This is a genomic window from Janthinobacterium sp. FW305-129 (assembly GCF_020858115.1).
Lineage (GTDB): Bacteria > Pseudomonadota > Gammaproteobacteria > Burkholderiales > Burkholderiaceae_D > Janthinobacterium.
Genome location: NZ_JACYMM010000004.1, coordinates 69851 through 88519, shown reverse-complemented (window position 1 = coordinate 88519; position 18669 = coordinate 69851). Strand labels below are relative to the sequence as shown.

At 60.3% G+C, this 18669-nt stretch carries 15 protein-coding genes and 1 tRNA gene; 3 read left to right on the top strand and 13 right to left on the bottom strand.

Annotated elements, in window-relative coordinates; all coding sequences use genetic code 11:
- Window positions 1–40: 40 nt before the first annotated feature.
- Window positions 41–448 (bottom strand): nucleoside diphosphate kinase regulator, encoded by a 408-nt coding sequence (gene rnk / locus IGS61_RS09400; RefSeq protein ID WP_162835757.1) that lies wholly within the window; start codon window positions 446–448, stop codon window positions 41–43.
- Between the two features lie 590 nt (window positions 449–1038).
- Between rnk and IGS61_RS09395 the strand changes: the two genes are divergently transcribed.
- On the top strand, window positions 1039–2931 hold the full coding sequence (locus tag IGS61_RS09395) for a putative bifunctional diguanylate cyclase/phosphodiesterase (protein WP_230539344.1): 1893 nt from the start codon (window positions 1039–1041) through the stop codon (window positions 2929–2931).
- Between the two features lie 49 nt (window positions 2932–2980).
- Here IGS61_RS09395 and IGS61_RS09390 read toward each other — a convergent pair whose 3' ends face one another.
- Window positions 2981–4657 (bottom strand): peptide chain release factor 3, encoded by a 1677-nt coding sequence (locus IGS61_RS09390; protein ID WP_230539635.1) that lies wholly within the window; start codon window positions 4655–4657, stop codon window positions 2981–2983.
- 199 nt (window positions 4658–4856) lie between these two features.
- Here IGS61_RS09390 and IGS61_RS09385 point away from each other — a divergent pair, with 199 nt between their 5' ends.
- Complete coding sequence (locus tag IGS61_RS09385) at window positions 4857–6914, top strand: methyl-accepting chemotaxis protein (RefSeq protein WP_230539343.1); 2058 nt, start codon at window positions 4857–4859, stop codon at window positions 6912–6914.
- Window positions 6915–7140: 226 nt separating this feature from the next.
- Complete coding sequence (locus IGS61_RS09380) at window positions 7141–7950, top strand: Crp/Fnr family transcriptional regulator (RefSeq protein ID WP_230539342.1); 810 nt, start codon at window positions 7141–7143, stop codon at window positions 7948–7950.
- Between the two features lie 64 nt (window positions 7951–8014).
- Here the strand turns inward: IGS61_RS09380 and IGS61_RS09375 are convergent, their stop codons facing one another.
- From IGS61_RS09375 to IGS61_RS09325, 11 genes are all read right to left on the bottom strand, one after another.
- On the bottom strand, window positions 8015–9430 hold the full coding sequence (locus IGS61_RS09375) for a sensor histidine kinase (protein ID WP_230539341.1): 1416 nt from the start codon (window positions 9428–9430) through the stop codon (window positions 8015–8017).
- Between the two features lie 144 nt (window positions 9431–9574).
- Complete coding sequence (locus tag IGS61_RS09370; RefSeq protein WP_034783185.1) at window positions 9575–10207, bottom strand: response regulator; 633 nt, start codon at window positions 10205–10207, stop codon at window positions 9575–9577.
- 199 nt (window positions 10208–10406) lie between these two features.
- Entirely contained in the window at window positions 10407–10811 is a 405-nt protein-coding gene (locus IGS61_RS09365) for a MerR family transcriptional regulator (RefSeq protein ID WP_230539340.1), read from the bottom strand.
- A 10-nt stretch (window positions 10812–10821) separates the two neighbouring features.
- Window positions 10822–11169, bottom strand: coding sequence for an integration host factor subunit alpha (locus IGS61_RS09360; protein ID WP_010399205.1), 348 nt, complete (start codon window positions 11167–11169; stop codon window positions 10822–10824).
- Window positions 11170–11341: 172 nt separating this feature from the next.
- Window positions 11342–13768 (bottom strand): phenylalanine--tRNA ligase subunit beta, encoded by a 2427-nt coding sequence (gene pheT / locus IGS61_RS09355; protein ID WP_230539339.1) that lies wholly within the window; start codon window positions 13766–13768, stop codon window positions 11342–11344.
- Window positions 13769–13849: 81 nt separating this feature from the next.
- Window positions 13850–14866: a phenylalanine--tRNA ligase subunit alpha gene (gene pheS / locus IGS61_RS09350; protein ID WP_230539338.1), complete on the bottom strand. Its 1017-nt coding sequence runs from the start codon at window positions 14864–14866 to the stop codon at window positions 13850–13852.
- A gap of 146 nt (window positions 14867–15012) precedes the next feature.
- Complete coding sequence (gene rplT / locus IGS61_RS09345; protein WP_010399214.1) at window positions 15013–15372, bottom strand: 50S ribosomal protein L20; 360 nt, start codon at window positions 15370–15372, stop codon at window positions 15013–15015.
- 26 nt (window positions 15373–15398) lie between these two features.
- A complete protein-coding gene (rpmI, locus tag IGS61_RS09340) occupies window positions 15399–15596 on the bottom strand; it encodes a 50S ribosomal protein L35 (protein WP_038493025.1) in 198 nt (65 codons plus the stop codon).
- 227 nt (window positions 15597–15823) lie between these two features.
- A complete protein-coding gene (gene infC, locus IGS61_RS09335) occupies window positions 15824–16384 on the bottom strand; it encodes a translation initiation factor IF-3 (protein ID WP_205711303.1) in 561 nt (186 codons plus the stop codon).
- 12 nt (window positions 16385–16396) lie between these two features.
- The gene (thrS, locus tag IGS61_RS09330; RefSeq protein WP_230539337.1) at window positions 16397–18304 is read right to left on the bottom strand and encodes a threonine--tRNA ligase; all 1908 of its coding nucleotides are present in this window, start codon (window positions 18302–18304) and stop codon (window positions 16397–16399) included.
- Between the two features lie 210 nt (window positions 18305–18514).
- Window positions 18515–18591 (bottom strand) — tRNA-Val (locus tag IGS61_RS09325).
- Window positions 18592–18669 lie beyond the last annotated feature (78 nt).

The window sequence follows — 18669 nt, the reverse complement described above, 5'->3', positions numbered from 1 at the left end:
GCGAACGGCAGGCGCCGTCCGCCGTTACTGCTTGCCGCGCTCAGCGGTGGTATTCGCCGGCCCGCTCGGGCTGGTAGACGATTTCCTCGATCTTCACCTTTACCACGCCGCCCGGCATGGGCCAGGCGATGCTGTCGCCCACGGACAGGCCCAGCAGCGCGCTGCCGACGGGCGCCAGCACGGAAATGCGGTCGGCCTGGCCTTCCACATCCTTCGGATACACGAGCGTCAGGCAGAATTCCTCCTTGTTTTCCACCGTGAAGCGCACGGTGGAATTCATCGTCACGACGGTGGGGGGAATCTCCTGCGGCTCGAGCACTTCGGCACGGCCCAGCTCATCGAGCAAGGCGGCCTTGTCCGGCGACAAGTTATTGCCCAAGGCATACAACAACGCTTCCAGTCGTTCCAGGTCCTGTGACGACAAAATAATTTTTGGTTTTTTTTCCAAGATATCCTCACTATTGATCATTAGGGCGACGTCCGGTTTTGCTGGCGGCAGCTTGCTTGGCCGCGGCAGACAAAATAAACAGCATCAGAACGTCCATCATCAGCGGATTATGGACGAACTCGCGGAGCAAGGCCATAGCGTTCTCGCATTCTTCATTAAAATTTATTAAAATCAATGACTTGCAATGGACCATACGGAGAAAAAGTTAATCCGCGCCGGGATGGCCGGGGGTACTCAAGTTATTCTTCATGACATTTTGTTTACCGGTAGCATGTTTTTAGGGGAAAAAACCTGCCGCCAAAAAAAGGATTAAAATTCAGCTTGCATTATTATTAGAAAGACATGCCCCGCCTTTTCCGCTGATCTTGTCGCCTTCATTGCCGCCACCGGCGTGTGGCATGGACATTAAATTGCCGCGCGCCCTGTACTTTCACGCGGCAAAATGACAATATGTCGGCCTTAGCAACACTTAGCAACACGTTGAGAGTTCCGGCTCACTTCGGTTTTCATCAGACTGGAACGTAAAGTATGGCAGGGCGAGGCGGGATCACACGGGGCGGCGGCAAGCGGGGCCGGAAGGAGACAGCGTCATGATGGCGCCCTTGATGCTGCCTTCCGTGCAGTTGCGCGGCGACCGGATAGCCCGGCTGAACTTGCTGGCTGCGGCGGCCATGCTGGCCATGGCCAGCATGCTGCTGATCCTCTTCCAGTTGTTTTCCCTCCAGGCATCTTTCCAGCGCGATTTGCGCATCCAGGCCGACATGCTGGCGCCCGCCGCCACCCAGGCCTTGCGCCAGGACAATCGTCTGCCAGCGCAGCAACTTCTCGCTTCCCTCCCCGCTGCCCCGCACCTGCGGCAAGCACTGCTCTACAACGCCTATGGCACGCCGATTGTCCGCTATGCGCGCAGCAGCAGCGATGCAGTGCCCGCGGCGCCGCGCAGCGGCATGCACACCGATTATCTGGACGGCAGCGCCGCCATCCTGAAGGCCTTGCCCGGCGGCGGCGCGCTATACCTGCGCGCCAGCCTGGCGCCGCTGTACGCCAGCCTGGGGCAATTTGCCGCCTTCACCCTGCTGGTCTGCCTGTGCGCGTTCGGCCTGACGTTCCTGATGGTGCGCCGCACGCGCACCGCCGCCCAGCATGCGGAAAACCATTTGCACTACCTGGCCCACGTCGATCCCGTCACGCAGCTGCCGAACCGCCATGAATTCAACGACGCCCTGGCCTATGCGCTGGCGCGCGCCGACCGCCAGGACAGCAGCGTGGGCCTGCTGCTGCTGGACCTGGACAACTTCAAGGTGGTCAACGACACCCTGGGCCACCACTGCGGCGACCAGCTGCTCAAGCTCGTCTCCGAACGCCTGGTGGCCATCCTGCGCGGCACCGACATCATCTGCCGCATCGGCGGCGATGAATTCGTCGTCATCGTCGAACCGGCCGACGACGCTTCGGAAATGGCCAGCGTGGCACGCAAGATCCTCGCCGTGCTGGCCGCGCCGTTCGACCTCGAAGGCCACCAGCTGTATGTCAGCGCCAGCATCGGCGTGAGCCTGTATCCGTTCGATGCGCAGGACGTGGCCACCCTGACGCGCAATGCCGATACGGCCATGTACCACGCCAAGCACCAGGGCAAGAACCGCTACGCCGTCTTCAAGGCTGAAATGGAGCTGCGCGCCCAGCGCCGCCTGCGCATGGAAGCGAACCTGCGCCGCGCGCTGCAGAACGAGGAACTGTATCTGCACTACCAGCCGCAGATCGACCTGCGCAGCGGGCGCATCGTCGGCGTGGAAGCGCTGATACGCTGGAACTGCCGCGAAATGGGCCAGCTCAGTCCCGCCGAATTCATCCCCGTGGCCGAGGAAAGCGGCATCATCGTCGACCTGGGACGCTGGGTGCTGCAAAGCGCCTGCCGCCAGGCTGCCAGCTGGTGCAAGGCGGGCCTGCTCGATTCGCTGGAACACGTGGCCGTCAACCTGTCGGCCTGCCAGGCGCGCGACCCGGGACTGATGGACGATATCCGCGCCATCCTGCATGAAACGCAGCTGCCGCATGGCTTGCTGGAGCTGGAAATCACGGAAGGGGTCCTGATGGACAACGTCCACGCCAACGTGGAACTGATGCGGCGCCTGCAGGAAACGGGCATCCACCTGTCGATCGACGATTTCGGCACCGGCTATTCGTCGATGTCGTATTTAAAACGCCTGCCGATCGACCAATTGAAGATCGACCGCAGCTTCGTGCACGACCTGCCCGGCGAGGGCGAAGCCATCGTCACGGCCATCATCGCCATGGCGCACAGCCTGCACCTGAAAGTGGTGGCCGAAGGCGTGGAAACGCTGCAGCAGGTGGAGTTTTTGAGAACGGCCGGCTGCGACAACGTGCAGGGTTTCTTCTTTGCGCGCCCGATGACAGCGGCGCAGCTGACGGCATTGCTGCTGGAGCGGCGCGACTGGAGCACGCGCACGATCCTGCCGGCGTAAAAAAAGGGCAGAACCGCTGGTTCTGCCCCTGTCACCTACTTGATATTCATCAAGCCAGCTTGGCCGAATGCTCGCGCGTGGCGTGGAACGTCAGCTTCGGCCAGCGCTCTTCCGTCAAACGCAGGTTCACGCCGGATGTCGCCAGGTAGGCCATGTTGCCGGCCGCATCGTAGGCCACGTTGTGGCCCAGCGCGTTTTCGAAATCCTGCAGGATGCGCTTGTCGTCGCAGCTGACCCAGCGCGCGCTGCTGATGCTGGTGCCTTCGAACACGGCGTCGACGCCGTATTCGTTGAGCAAACGGCTGGCCACCACTTCGAACTGCAGCACGCCGACGGCGCCCAGTACCAGTTCGCCGCCCTGCACCGGCTTGAAGACCTGTACCGCGCCCTCTTCGCCCAGTTGCTGCAAGCCCTTGTGCAACTGCTTGATTTTCAAGGGATTACGGATGCGCACTGAGCGGAAGAAGTCGGGCGCGAAGTACGGAATGCCCGTAAACGTCAGCATCTCGCCTTCGGAAAAACTGTCGCCGATCTGCATGTTGCCATGGTTCGGCAAGCCGATGATGTCGCCAGCGTACGCTTCTTCCACCTGTTCGCGCGAGGAAGCCATGAAGGTCACCACGTTCGACACCTTGATCTCGCGCCCCAGGCGCAAGTGCTTGACCTTCATGCCGCGCTCGAAACGTCCCGAGCACACGCGCAGGAAGGCGATGCGGTCGCGGTGGGCCGGGTCCATATTCGCCTGGATCTTGAAGACGAAACCGGTGAATGGCTGCTCGGTCGGATCGACGGAACGCACGGTCGCGTCGCGCGGGCGCGGCGCCGGCGCCCAGTCGACCAGCGCGGAGAGAATCTCGCGCACGCCGAAGTTGTTGATGGCCGAACCGAAGAACACGGGCGTCTGCACGCCGGAGAGGAATTCCTCCAGGTTGAACGGGTTCGAGGCGCCGTGCACCAATTCGACTTCCATGCGCAATTGATCCATCTCCAGCGGAAACATCTCCTGCAGGCGCGGGTTGTCGATGCCCTTGATGATTTCGAAGGCGCCGTCGGCCTTTTCCTCGCCCGCCTTGAACAGCATGATCTCGTCGTTCAGCAGGTGGTACACGCCGCGGAAGTTCTTGCCCATGCCGATAGGCCAGGTGACGGGCGCGCACTGGATCTTCAGCACCGATTCGAGTTCGTCGAGCAGGTCCAGCGGATCGCGCGTCTCGCGGTCCATCTTGTTCATGAACGTGACGATGGGCGTATTGCGCATGCGGCAGACGGCCAGCAGCTTGATCGTCTGCGCTTCCACGCCCTTGGCCGCATCGATCACCATCAGCGCCGAGTCGACGGCCGTCAGCACGCGGTAGGTATCTTCCGAGAAGTCCTGGTGGCCCGGGGTATCGAGCAGGTTGACGACGTGGTCGCGGAATTCGAACTGCATCACCGAGGAAGCGACGGAAATGCCGCGCTGCTTCTCGATCTCCATCCAGTCCGACGTCGCGTGGCGGCCCGATTTACGTGCCTTGACGGTACCGGCCATCTGGATCGCGCCCGAGAACAGCAGCAGTTTTTCCGTCAGCGTGGTTTTACCCGCATCCGGGTGCGAAATGATGCCGAAGGTGCGGCGGCGCTGCACTTCGCGCGCGATCACGGCCGGCGCCTTGCTGCTGGCTGGCGCCGCGGCATTGTCCGCGCTGTCGGTGGAATCGGGGGTGTTGATGTCGTTCTCGTTGGCCATATTGGTGACCATAATATGGCCCTCGCAAAAAACCCTCGATTTTACAGAAGGATCGGCCTTCCGTGTGAACTGCTTCACTCTGGCGAACGGCAAAATCGGCTGCGCGAATTGGCCAAGCAGCCGCGCAGTTCATCAAGGGGTCACAATCCGCAGGCAACATTGCACTGCAGAAATGTTGTCACCCTACCCTGGAAACCCGATGAAAATGCTCCTCACCCCCGCCGTCCGACTCATGCAGCGCTTGCGCCTGCTGCCCAAATTCATGCTTGTCTGCCTGGTCTTCCTGCTGCCGCTGGCGCTGGCGACCACCCTGCTGATCTCGGAACTGGGCAAATCGCTGGCCCAGGCGCAGGATGCGCAGCGGGGCGTGGCCTATGTGCGCCAGCTGCAGGAAGGCACGCGCCTGCTGCAGCAGCGGCGCGGCCTCGAGCACTTGCGCCTGAGCGGCAAGGCGGGCATGGACAATACGGCCGTCAATGCGCGCATTACGGCCGCGCTGGCGGCCCTGGCGCGCCTGCCGGCCGGCGCCGGCCTGCCGCAGGCGGCCGAGCTGACGAAGCAGTGGCAAGCGCTGCTGGGCCGCCAGGCGGGCCTCGCGGCGCGCGACAGCTATGCAGCGCATACGGCGCTGCTGCGCCAGGCGGCCAAGCTGGGCCAGCTGGTGGCCGACCGCTCGCACCTGAGCCTGGACCCGGACGCGGGCGCCAACCACCTGAGCGCCGTATTTACCGCCACCCTGCCCGACCTGGCCGAGAGCCTGTCCGACATCGGCGGGCGCGGCGCCGCCTACATCGACACGGGCCTGTTCGAAGCGAATGAAGACCAGCTCGTCAACGCCAACGCCCTGATCGCGCGCCACGAACTGGAACGCCTGCCGGCCCGCTACGACGAAATCCTCGCCGCCAAGCCGGCATTGCGGGCCAGTCTGCAGCCGGCCCTGAAAGCCGTGCCGGCAGCTCTCGCCTTCCTGGAACGCACGAAGAACGAAGTGACGAATTCCTACGACCAGACGTCGGGCGCGCAATTCCACGCGGCCGGTATGCAGGCGATCGACGCCCTGCACGCGCTGTCCGGCGCCTCCGCCACGGCCCTGGACAGCCTGCTGGCGCAGCGCATCGCCCGCGACGAGGCGCGCCGCGGCCTGATCCTGGCCGCCATGCTGCTGGTGCTGCTGGCCGCCGCCTACCTGTGCGCGGGCTTTTATGCCGCCTTCGCGCGCGATGTGACGCAATTGCGCGTGGCCGTCGGCGCGGCGGCGGCGGGCGACCTGTCGCAGCGCATCACCTCGCAGGCGCACGATGAAATCGGCGACCTGGTGCGCGACTTCGGCGCCATGACGCACGGCCTGGCCACCCTGGTGCAGGAAATCCGCGGCGGCGCGGCCGTCATCGCCGCCGCCGGCGCCGATATCGCCCAGGGCAACGCGGCCCTGTCCGGCCACACGGCCACGCAAGCGGACGCGCTGGGGGCCACCGTGGACTCGATGCGCGAGCTGACGGCCACCGTGGGCCGCAACGAAGCCCACGTAGGACAGGGCCGCACCCTAGTGGCGACGGCGGCCGACGTGGCCCTGCGCGGCGGGCACACCGTGGGCGCCGTGGTCGAGACCATGGCCTCGATCAAGGCCAGCTCGCACAAGATCGTCGACATCATCGGCGTCATCAACGGCATCGCCTTCCAGACGAATATCCTGGCCCTGAACGCGGCCGTGGAAGCGGCGCGCGCGGGCGAGCAAGGGCGCGGCTTTGCCGTCGTCGCGGCCGAGGTGCGCAGCCTGGCGCAGCGCTCGAACGAGGCGGCGCTGGAAATCAAGCGCCTGATCGGCGATTCCGTCGCCACCGTCGATGCGGGCGGCGACCTGGTCAATGCCGCGGGCAGCACCATGCGGCAAGTCGTCGATGCCGTGCAGCAAGTTGCCGTGGTGATCGGACGCATCAGCAGCGCCGGTGCCGAGCAGAATGGCGAGATCGCCCGCATCAACCAGGCGCTGGCGCAGATCGACGACATGACGCGCCAGAACGCGGGCCTGGTCGACGAGGCGCGCACCGGTTCGCAGCGCCTGCACCAGGAAGGCGAGGCGCTGACGCAGGCCGTCAGCCGCTTCCGCCTGGGCGAACACGAGGCGCCAGCCACGCGCCAGGCACCCGCGGCGACCGTGCGCGACGGCTTGCCCAGCGTGCGTCCAGCCGGCCTGTGGAGCGCCAACAAGCCGCGCGTCATATCACAAAATCGCGCAGAACGGCGCAAGGCTAGCTAGTCAAAAGTGTGCACGTAGGACAAGGACTACAATTTCGCCTCAAATGAGACTACAAAGTGGCGACTGCTAATCTTATGTTCGCCACTTACATAAGCTTTTAAAGTAGCTACATCGCGATCTGCACCGCGCGGTCGAAAAAAACGCTGTCACCAAATGGAGACAGCCGCTTCTTCGACCGGCAACGCGGCAATCGCACTCCGATGTAAAAAGCCTGTGAGGAAATACCATGAACCATACTCAACTTAGCACCCCGGTCCAGAAAAGCCAGTTGCTGCCGCGCGCCATGCCGGCGGCCGGACGGGAAATCAAGCTTGCGTCGCGGGTCAGCCTCAGCAGTGCCCAACAGAATGAATTGCTGGCCGCCCTGCCGCGCGCCGCGCTCGAATCGCTGTTCGAAGACCTGGAACTGGTGGAACTGCCTTTCGGCAAGGAACTGTATGCCTACGGCAATAACCTGGAATACAGCTATTTCCCCACCACCGCCATCATTTCCCTGCTGTATGTCATGGAAGACGGCGCCACGACGGAAATCGCCGTCGTCGGCCATGAAGGCGTGGCCGGTGCCTCGCTGCTGGCTGGCGAGCGCGCCATGTGCACGGCTGTCGTGCAAAGCGCCGGCTACGGCTACCGCCTCAAAACGCAGAGCTTGCGCGACGCCTTCAACCAGGGCGGCGCCCTGCCCCAGCTGCTGATGCGCTACACCAACGCCCTGTTTGCGCAAATGGCGCAGAACGCCGTCGGCGGCCGCCACAGCTCGATCGAGCAAAAGCTGTGCCGCTGGCTGCTGGACCGCCTGGACCGTTCGCCATCGAACGAATTGAAAGTCACGCAAGAGCTGATCTCCATCATGCTGGGCGTGCGCCGCGAAAGCATCACGGCCGCCGCCGGCAAGCTGCAGGAAGAAGGCTTGATTCATTACCGCCGCGGCAATATCACGGTGCTGGACCGCGCCGGCCTGGAATGCTATGCGGGCGAGTGCTATAAAGTTGCCAAGACGGAATATGACCGCTTGCTGCGCGACGTTTCACGCTGCTGATCAGGCAAGATAAATAAAAAATGGCCGGGCTGCATGCCCGGCCTTTTTTTTGTCTCAAGGAAAATTACGCCTCGGCATCCGCATCGATGTCTTCCGGCTCCGGCGTCAGCGGCAGCGGAATCACGGCTTCCACGCACGTCCCCTTGCCTTCCGGCCCCTGGCGCACCGTGAGCGTGCCGCCCAGCAGCAAGGCCCGCTCGCGCATGCCCAGCAAACCGTGCGACATGGGTTTTTGCAGCGCATCGTCCGTGATGCCGATGCCGTCGTCGATGACGCGCAGCACGAGGCCGTGCTCGTTGCGCTTCAAGGTCACGCTGACCATGCCGGCCCGTGCATATTTGAGGATATTCGTCAGCGATTCCTGCACGATACGGAACAGGGCAATCGTCAAGGTCGCTTCGCGGTTGTCGATATTGATGGCCACGTCCGTTTCGCAGCGAACCGAGCTCATGCGCGCAAAATCCTCGCAATAGCTTTCGATGGCGGCGCACAAACCCAAATTGTCCAGCAGGCTCGGGCGCAGGTCTTCGACGATGCGGCGCTTCAGTTCCACCGTTTCCAGCAAGGTGGCCTTGGCGCGGCGCAATTGCGCGGCCAGTTCCGGCTGCGTATGTGCCAGTTGCTGCGTGACGGCACCCAGGTCCATGCTGATCGAGGTCAAGTTGGCGCCCAGCTCATCGTGCAGTTCGCGTGCCAGGCGCGCCTTTTCCACTTCATTGACGCTGATCAAATGACGCGACAGTACGGATAACTGCTCGGTACGCTTGCTGACCGTCGATTCCAGGGTGTCATTGGCATTCTGCAATGCATACTCGACGGCCGCGCGGTTCTGGAAGCTGCGCCGCACCAGCTGGTAAAACATGATCAGCACGAGGATGGCCAGGGCATTGATGCCGATGCCGAGCAGCACGGCTTTCTGGTACTCATGGTAAAAGGCGGCGCTGCCGGTCGACAGTGCCTCGTTCTGCTCGCGCGTCATGATCACCACCTGCAGGCGGATCTCGTCCATGGTGGCGCGGTCATCGGTGACACGGGAGATGTTGACGATTTCAGCCAGCCCGCCCTGCTTGTAGACATCGATAGACTGTTGCAGCATCGACATCTTGCGACGGATCAAGCTCTTTAATTGGCCCAGGTTCTTCAGCTGGGTGGGACTGCCTGCAAGCAAGGTTTGCAGCTCGTTGAATTCGTTTTCGATTTCCGTGGATGCCGTCTTCGACGGTCCCAGATAGGTTTCGGAGCCGGAAATGAAATAGCCGCGCAAGCTGCTTTCCGCGTCGAGCACGAGCACGTTCAAGTACTGCAGGCGGTCGGCCACGCGGGCGCTCTGGCTGAGCAAGGCGTTCGTGCCCTTCAGCGACTGCAAGTTATGGAAGAGACTGAAACCATTGAGTACAAGCAGCAGGGCACAAGTGACGCACAGGATCGTCTTGTACAGGGGCAGGCGGTGATTCGGGGCCGGTTCAGCGGTGAAATACATCCTGATGTGCATCCTTAGCAAGGTTCGGCGCGGGAGAAGACGCCGGCGCCGGCCAATTATAGTCCTCGCCACAGACTGCTGCACTGCACAAGTCGTGCTGGCCAGCTGGCTGAGCGATCATGTTTCCATGATCGCACCGCAACGCTAGTCAAGCAAATTGTTTTTCATTGCGTAATAGGTCAAGTCGCTGTTGGATTGCAAGCCCATTTTTTCCATGATGCGCGTACGGTAAGTACTCACCGTCTTGATGCTCAGCGACAAGGCCACGCCGATATCGGACACGGTGGCGCCGCGCGCCAGGCGCAGGAAGACCTGGAATTCGCGGTCCGACAATTCCGTGTGCAGTGCGGCATTCGTATCGCGGTCGAACGACTGCGCCAGCAATTCGCCCACGGTGGAGCTGACGTAGCGGCGTCCCTGGAACACGGTGCGCACGGCCGTCATCAGCTCGTCCGCTTCGCATTCCTTGTTCAGATAGCCATTCGCGCCCATCTTGAACAGGTTCAGCGCGTATTGCTGCGCAGGATAGCCGCTGAGGATCAGCACGGGCAATTCCGGCTGGCCCTGGCGGATCGTGCGCAAGGTATCGATGCCGCTCTGATCGGGCATGGCGATATCGAGCAGCAAGACATCGCAAATTTCGCGGCGGGCGATATCGAGCGCTTCGCGCCCCGTACCGGCTTCCGCCACCACACTGAAATCGCTTGACGACGAAAAAATCTGTTTGAATCCAGCTCGTACTATTTGGTGATCATCACAAATGGCAACGCGTATCATTGTTTCCCCTTAAATTTTCCTGGCCTGGGAAAGACTACCGGAACCTGAACGCTGCTCCGGCCTAGCGTCACTAACAAAAACGCAACATTAACATTATATTCAAAACATGGCGTGCCGTACGATACCGGCAGCGCCAGGGCTTGTACCATGCAGTATAGTCAAGCGGTATCGGACAACCCGACCTATATTGGTACAAATCTTATTTTAGCAAGTTTAAAATCGCAATTAATTCATTGCGTATCCACACGCGGTCCAGCGGCGCTTCCTGCGGCACGACGGGCACGGCCGGCAGCACTGGCAGCTCATCGGCGATGACATGCGATGCGCCACGGCTGTCGAGTTTGTTACGCGCGCCGCTGATGGTAAAGCCCTGTTCATACAGCAATTCGCGGATGCGGCGTATCAGCAGCACTTCATGGTGCTGATAATAGCGGCGGTTGCCACGTCGTTTGACCGGCTTGAGCTGGGAAAACTCCTGCTCCCAGTAGCGCAATACATGCGGTTTGACGCCGCACAACTCGCTCACCTCGCCGATCGTGAAATAGCGCTTCGCCGGAATGGGCGGCAAGGCGATCAACTCGGTTTTACTGATGCGCTCGTTCATCGCCACTCACTCAGGCAGCACGTGCCAGCGGACTGGTCTCTTCGACCATGCTTTTCAGCTTCTGGCTGGCATGAAAGGTCACGACACGGCGCGCCGTGATGGGAATCTCTTCACCCGTCTTCGGATTGCGGCCCGGCCGCTGCGGCTTGTCGCGCAACTGGAAATTGCCGAAACCCGACAATTTGACGGCTTCGCCCCGCTCGAGCGCATTGCGGATCTCGTCGAAAAAGGTCTCGACCATATCCTTCGCTTCGCGCTTGTTCAGGCCCACTTGCTCGAACAACAGTTCGGCCAGCTCCGCCTTGGTCAAGGTGGGTAAATCTTTTTCCGCTTCCTGGCGCACTTTGGCAACCAGCATGGCCCGATGTAAGTCTGCGGCCAGTGCGGACTGCAGTACGGCGGAATCAACGTCGCTGTTATTAATTTTCCTGCCCTGCCTTTTCTGTGCGCCCGAGCCCGCCACATGGCAAGCTCGTCTACGGTTGACGACGGAAAGGCCGTCACGCAAAAAGCGACGGCCAGTCCGGTAATTACGAACGCAGTTTCGCGTCGTGTCCCTGCTTGGCGGCATCGATCAGGACAGCCATCAGGCCATCGACGACATCGTCTTGCAGGGTGTTTTGAGTATCTTGCAAGCTAATCCGGAAAGCAAGGCTTTTTTCATCCGTTTCCAGCCCTTTTCCACGATATTCATCAAATAAAACAATGGCTTGCACGATACGCGCTGCCGGGCTTGCCTTGGCGGCGGCATGGAAGCTGTCGAGCAGATCCTGCACTGCCACCGATTGCTTGACGACCACGGCCAGGTCGCGGCTGGCGCCAGGGAATTTCGAGATTTCCTGGTACGCGGGCACGACGCGCTGCGTCAGGGCGGCGGCGTCGACTTCGAACAGCACGGGCGCCAGCGGCAAGTCGTACTTTTGCATCCAGCGCGGGTGCAATTCGCCGATGAAACCGATGACCTTGCCGTCGAGTTCCACATTCGCCGAGCGGCCCGGATGCAGGGCCGGGTGTTCCGCCTTGCTGAAACGCAAGACCAGCGGCGCGAACAGCGCTTCCAGATCCGCCTTCACGTCGAAGAAATCGACCGTGTGGGACGGCTGGCCCCATTGCTCGTCCGCCACCGCGCCGTAGGCCATGGCCGCCACGCGCTTCGGCTGGGCGTAGCCGGCCACCGACAGGGGGCCGTTTTCCACGCTGTCGTCGCGCTGGTAGATGGCGCCCACTTCGAAGATGCGCACGCGGTTGGTCTTGCGGTTCAGGTTGTAGCGCACGTTGGCGATCAGGCTGCCGATCAGCGAGGAACGCATCACGCTCATCTGGCTGGCGATCGGGTTCTGCAATTTGATCGGATTCGTGTTGCCCGAGAAATCGCGCTCCCAAGCCGTATCGACAAAGCTCATGTTAACCACTTCCTGGAAGCCCAGGTCGGCCAGCACATGACGTACCGCAAACAAGGAGCGGGTATTTTCTGGTGCAATCTGCATCACGTTCGCGGCCACGGGCGGCAAGGTCGGGATGTTTTCAAAGCCGTACACGCGCGCCACTTCCTCGATCAAGTCTTCCTCGATCTCGATGTCGAAACGGTAGCTGGGCGACGTCACGGAAAACACGCCGTCGGCCAGGGTGAATGGCAGGGCCAGGCGCGTGAAGATATCGGCGATCAGCTCATCATTGAGCGGCACGCCGATGACTTTTTGCGCGCGCGCCGTGCGCATCGACACAGGCTGGCGTTGCGGCAGGTTCACCACGTGGTCGTCGACGGGGCCGACGGTGGTGGCTGGCGTGCCGCAGATTTCCACGATCAGGGCCGTGATGCGCTCGATGTGCTCGACGGTGGTGGCGAAATCGACGCCGCGCTCGAAGCGATGCGCCGCATCGGTCGAGAAATTCAAACGGCGGGCGCGGCCTTGAATCGCGTTCGGCCACCAGAATGCCGCTTCCAGGTAGATGCTGTCCGTATCGTCCGACACCGAGCTGGCGTCGCCGCCCATGATGCCGGCCAGCGATTCGATTTCCTGCTCATCGGCAATGACGCCGAGCCACTCGTCGACGGCGATGGTGTTGCCATTCAACAGCTTGACGGATTCGCCCGCCTTGCCCCAACGCACGTCGAGGCTGCCATGGATCTTTGCCAGGTCGAACACGTGGCTGGGACGGCCCAGTTCCAGCATGACATAGTTGGAAATATCGACCAGGGCCGACAGCGGACGCTGGCCGCTGCGCTCGAGGCGCTGCTTCATCCAGTCCGGCGTGGCAGCCTTGGCGTTCAAGCCGCGGATGACGCGGCCCGTGAAACGGCCGCACAGGTCCGGCGCGCTGATTTTCACGGGCAGGATTTCATCGCTGGAAACCGGCACGGTGCGGAACTGCGGCGCATTCAGCGGTACGCCAGTCAGAGCCGACACTTCGCGCGCCACGCCCAGCACGGACAGGCAGTCCGCCTTGTTCGGCGTCAACTTGATGGTGAATTTCAAGTCGTTGAGCGCAAAGTAATCGCGGAAATTCTGGCCGATCGGCGCGTCGTCCGGCAATTCCATCAAGCCGGCGTTTTCTTCCGACAATTTCAATTCGCGCGCGGAGCACAGCATGCCTTGCGACTCGACGCCGCGCAGCTGGCCTACCTTGATTTCAAACGGCTTGCCATCGGCGCCGGGCGGCAGTACGGCGCCGGCCATCGCGCAGACGACTTTCAAGCCCGGGCGCACGTTCGGCGCGCCGCAGACGATGTTGAGCATGGTGCCCGTGCCGACGTCGACCTGGCACACGTTCAGGCGGTCCGCGTTCGGATGTTTTTCCATCTCCAGGACCAGGCCCACCACCACGTTCGAGAACGGCGGGGCGACGGGATCGACGTCCTCGACTTCAAGACCGGACATGGTCAGCAGATGGGCCAGTTCGTCCGAAGTCATCTTCGGATCGACCATGGTACGGAGCCAGTTTTCGGAAAATTGCATAATCAAGCTTTCAAATGTTCAATGCGCGAGCATGCAAGGGCACGCTCCAGCGCATCGAGTGACATGGAATAATGAAACGCCTTAGTTAAACTGCTTGAGGAAGCGCAAATCACCCTCGTAAAACAGACGCAGGTCGTTGATGCCATAGCGCAGCATCGTCAAGCGTTCCAGGCCGGAGCCGAAAGCAAAACCGATGAATTTCTCGGGATCGAGGCCAAAGTTCTTCACCACGCTCGGATGCACCTGGCCGGCGCCCGACACTTCCAGCCAGCGGCCTTTCAGCGGGCCCGAACCGAAGGCGATGTCGATCTCGGCCGACGGTTCCGTAAACGGGAAGTACGACGGACGGAAGCGCACTTGCAAGTCGTCCGTCTCGAAGAAGGCCTTGACGAAGTTCAGGTAGACGCCCTTCAGGTCGGCAAAGCTGATGTCTTCGGCGATCCACAGGCCTTCGACCTGGTGGAACATCGGCGAATGGGTGGCGTCGCTATCGACGCGGTAGGTGCGGCCCGGCGCGATGACCTTGATCGGCGGCGTGTGCGTGCGCGCATAGCGCACCTGCATCGGGCTCGTGTGCGTGCGCAGCAGCAAGGGCTTGCCATCGGTGTCGTTGCCGTCGATGTAGAAGGTATCCTGCATGGAACGGGCCGGATGGTTTTCCGGGCTGTTAAGCGCCGTGAAGTTGGTCCAGTCATTCTCGATTTCGGGGCCGTCGGCCACGCCGAAACCGATGGAGCGGAAGATTTCCTCGACCCGCTCCCACGTGCGCATGACGGGGTGGATGCCGCCGGGCATGCGGCCACGGCCTGGCAGGGTCACGTCGATCGCTTCGGCGTTCAGACGGCCTTGCATCTGGGCATCGGCCAGCGCATCACGGCGCGCCGTCAGCGCGTCTTCGATCTGCACCTTGACGGCATTGATCAGGGCGCCCTGCGCCTTGCGCGCGTCCGGGTCCAGCTTGCCCAGGCCCTTCATCATTTCAGTAATCTGGCCAGTCTTGCCCAAGTAGCGGGCTTTGGCGTTTTCAAGTGCGGCAGCGTCTGCGGCGGCGATAAAGTCAGCCTGGGCCGAGACGACGAGTTCTTCTAGGGAGTTCATGCGGCATTTCCTGTTTTGGACATCAATTCTGGACTCAGTTATCTAAAATCCAACAATCAAAAACGGAAACGGGGCATAAGGTGTTAAAACCCCTGCCCCGCTCTTTATAACGTCACCCTGAGGATGACGTTGTGCAATAACCGTGCTTACGCAGCGATTTTTGCTTTCACTGCGTTGACAATCGCAGCGAATGCTGGCTTGTCCATCACAGCCATATCGGCCAGGACTTTACGGTCCAGTTCGATATTTGCTTTTTTCAAGCCGTTCATGAATACGCTGTACGTTACGCCATGCTCACGGGAAGCGGCGTTGATACGGGCGATCCACAGGCGGCGGAAAACGCGCTTCTTGTTGCGGCGATCGCGGTAAGCGTATTGGCCAGCGCGCATAACTGCTTGCTTGGCAACACGGTATACACGGCTGCGGCGACCACGGTAGCCTTTAGCTTGAACAAGAATCTTCTTATGACGGGCACGAGCTGTAACCCCACGTTTTACTCTAGGCATAGTAACTCCTTAAATTGAGTGTGAGATTAAGCAGTCGGCATCATGCGCATGACGGATGTGACATCCGATGCGTTGATGTTACGGGTACCGCGCAACTGACGTTTGTTTTTGGTGGTTTTCTTGGTCAGGATGTGGCGCTTGAACGCGTGACCCGACTTGACTGTTCCACCTGGACGCACGCGAAAACGTTTTTTCGCGGAGCTTTTGGTCTTCATTTTAGGCATAGCAATCTGTCCTCTTACGGACAGCTCCATTTATAACAGGATTGCAGGTGGCAACACGACGCTGCGCTTAGATGCCTGCTTTCACATGTTGTGCAGCGGATGCGAGTCCGCTACAGTTCACGCGGCCCGCACATTGCTGAGCGGGCCGCGCAAATTCTGCCTGGAATCTGGTGTCGCACCAATGCAGGCACAAACCACGTCGATCCACAGTAAAACGCTATTGTAGCTTACTTCTTCTTCTTAGGCGAAAGAACCATGATCATTTGGCGGCCTTCCATCTTCGGGAACTGCTCGACCTGGCCGTACGGCTCCAGATCGGCTTTCAGACGTTCCAGCATGCGGAAGCCAATATCCTGGTGCGCCATCTCGCGACCGCGGAAACGCAAGGTGATCTTGGTTTTATCGCCGTCTTCAAGGAACTTGATGAGATTACGCAACTTGATATTGTAGTCACCATCATCAGTCCCCGGACGGAATTTAACTTCCTTCACGAGGATGATCTTTTGCTTCAATTTGGCTTCGTGAGCTTTCTTCTGCTCCGAATACTTAAATTTGCCGTAGTCCATCAAACGGCACACCGGTGGCTGCGCGGTAGGCGCAATTTCCACCAGGTCGACGTTTGCCTCTTCCGCCAGGCGGAAGGCTTCAGCCAAACTTACGATACCGAGTGGCTCGTTATCGACCCCGCTTAAACGCATTTCAGGGGCAGTGATTTCGCCATTGATGCGATGTGACTTGTCAGTAGCTATTGTAATTTCCTTTAAAAATCTTGTAAGACGGTCGTGCAGCGAGTTTCCTCGTCAGGCCTTGGTGTCGACTTCATGTTTGAGTCGCTCAATCAGGGCATCGACGGACATGACGCCCAGATCGACATTGCCCCGCGCCCGCACGGCCACTGTATTCGCATCCCGCTCTTTGTCGCCAATTACTAAGATGTAAGGCAATTTTTGTACGGAATGTTCACGTATTTTATAGGTAATTTTCTCGTTACGCAAATCAGCCTGCACGCGCAGCCCCGCTTTGCGCAGTTTTGTTGTAACTTCCTGTACATAATCGGCTTGAGCGTCGGAAATATTCAACACCGACACCTGCACCGGCGACAACCACAACGGCATGGCGCCCGCATAGTGTTCGATCAGGATGCCGATGAAACGTTCCAGCGAACCCACGATCGCGCGGTGCAGCATGATCGGTACCTGGCGCGTGTTGTCCACGGCCACGTATTCGGCACCCAGGCGGCCCGGCATCGACGGGTCGATCTGCACTGTGCCCACTTGCCATGCGCGGCCCAGGCTGTCTTTCAGGTGGTATTCGATCTTCGGACCGTAGAACGCGCCCTCGCCTGGCAACTCCGTCCACTCCACGCCGCAGGCGCGCAGGGCCGAACGCAGGGATTCCTCGGCGAAATCCCACGATTCTTCCGTGCCGATGCGGTTATCGGGACGCAAGGCCAGCTTCACGTCGATATTCGTAAAGCCGAACGCCGTGTACACATCCATCGCCTGCTGGTGGAAAGCCGTCACTTCGCCGGCGATCTGCTCTTCCAGGCAGAAGATGTGGCCATCGTCCTGCGTAAAGCCGCGCACGCGCATCATGCCGTGCAAGGCGCCGGACGGCTCGTTGCGGTGGCATTGACCGAATTCGCCGTAGCGCAATGGCAAGTCGCGGTAGCTGCGCATGCCATTGTTGAAAATCTGGATGTGGCCGGGGCAATTCATCGGCTTCAGCGCATAGGCGCGGTTTTCCGATTCCGTGATGAACATGTTTTCACGGTAATTATCCCAGTGACCGGTTTTTTCCCACAGGCCACGGTCGAGGATTTGCGGCGCCTTGACTTCCTGATAGCCGTTGACCTGGTACACATTGCGCATGTATTGCTCGACCTGTTGCCAGATCGACCAGCCTTTCGGGTGCCAGAAGATCAGGCCCGGCGCTTCTTCCTGGAAATGGAAGAAATCGAGCTGCTTGCCCAGTTTGCGGTGATCGCGCTTTTCCGCCTCTTCCAGATTGTGCAGGTACAGTTCCTGGTCTTCCTTCTTGGCCCAGGCCGTGCCATAGATACGCTGCAGCATCTCGTTTTTCGAGTCGCCGCGCCAGTAGGCGCCGGCCAGCTTCATCAGCTTGAACACTTTCAGCTTGCCCGTCGATGGCACGTGGGGGCCGCGGCACAAGTCCGTGAACTTGCCTTCGGAATACAGCGACACTTCCTGGTCGGCCGGAATCGAGCCGATCAGTTCAGCCTTGTAGGCTTCGCCGATACTGTTGAAGTATTCAATCGCTTCGTCGCGCGCGACAACCTTGCGCGTGACTTGCTCATCCTTCTTGGCCAGTTCCGCCATTTTCTTTTCGATCGCAACCAGATCTTCCGGCGTGAACGGACGCTTGTAGGCGAAGTCATAATAAAAGCCGTTGTCGATCACGGGACCGATGGTCACTTGCGCGTCCGGGAACAATTCCTTGACGGCATACGCCAGCAAGTGGGCCGTCGAGTGGCGGATCACCTCCAGGCCGTCGGCGTCCTTGTCCGTGACGATCGCCAGTTCCGCGTCTTGCTCGATCAGATAGGAGGTATCGACCAGCTTGCCATCGACCTTGCCCGCCAGGGCAGCCTTGGCCAGGCCGGTACCAATATTGGCCGCAACCTGGGCCACGGTGACCGGGCCGTCGAATTGACGGGCGGAACCATCGGGAAGTCGGATTGTAAGCATATTGATCTCCATATCGGCGCTGGCGCCAGGTAAAACTGCAATGTGATGGGTAAAATACTGAAAGGAAAACGCAGACGCAAAAAAACGCGGACTAGCCGCGTTTTTCACTTTCTTGAGACAAAGGAAACCCGTTCGACTAGCGTCACTCCCAAAGCTTGGTAGTAGTTCGCGGTGTCATAACCGGTTTTACCTTTCTCTCTAACTGTATTCTGGTGGGCGGTGAGGAATTCGAATCCCCGACCCCTTGGATGTCGACCAAGTATTCTAACCAGCTGAACTAACCGCCCGTAAAACTTTTTTGATCATTGTATTTCAAATGACCGCTTGCGGCTTGCGCCAGCTTAAAAACTATCTACTGCCAAATT

Coding starts and splice junctions, on each gene's coding strand:
- IGS61_RS09395 (WP_230539344.1), top strand. CDS start 1,039: ATGATGGCGCCCTTGATGCTGCCTTCCGTGCAGTTGCGCGGCGACCGG.
- IGS61_RS09390 (WP_230539635.1), bottom strand. CDS start 4,657: ATGGCCAACGAGAACGACATCAACACCCCCGATTCCACCGACAGCGCG.
- IGS61_RS09385 (WP_230539343.1), top strand. CDS start 4,857: ATGAAAATGCTCCTCACCCCCGCCGTCCGACTCATGCAGCGCTTGCGC.
- IGS61_RS09380 (WP_230539342.1), top strand. CDS start 7,141: ATGAACCATACTCAACTTAGCACCCCGGTCCAGAAAAGCCAGTTGCTG.
- IGS61_RS09375 (WP_230539341.1), bottom strand. CDS start 9,430: ATGTATTTCACCGCTGAACCGGCCCCGAATCACCGCCTGCCCCTGTAC.
- IGS61_RS09370 (WP_034783185.1), bottom strand. CDS start 10,207: ATGATACGCGTTGCCATTTGTGATGATCACCAAATAGTACGAGCTGGA.
- IGS61_RS09365 (WP_230539340.1), bottom strand. CDS start 10,811: ATGAACGAGCGCATCAGTAAAACCGAGTTGATCGCCTTGCCGCCCATT.
- IGS61_RS09360 (WP_010399205.1), bottom strand. CDS start 11,169: ATGCTGGTTGCCAAAGTGCGCCAGGAAGCGGAAAAAGATTTACCCACC.
- pheT (WP_230539339.1), bottom strand. CDS start 13,768: ATGCAATTTTCCGAAAACTGGCTCCGTACCATGGTCGATCCGAAGATG.
- pheS (WP_230539338.1), bottom strand. CDS start 14,866: ATGAACTCCCTAGAAGAACTCGTCGTCTCGGCCCAGGCTGACTTTATC.
- rplT (WP_010399214.1), bottom strand. CDS start 15,372: ATGCCTAGAGTAAAACGTGGGGTTACAGCTCGTGCCCGTCATAAGAAG.
- rpmI (WP_038493025.1), bottom strand. CDS start 15,596: ATGCCTAAAATGAAGACCAAAAGCTCCGCGAAAAAACGTTTTCGCGTG.
- thrS (WP_230539337.1), bottom strand. CDS start 18,304: ATGCTTACAATCCGACTTCCCGATGGTTCCGCCCGTCAATTCGACGGC.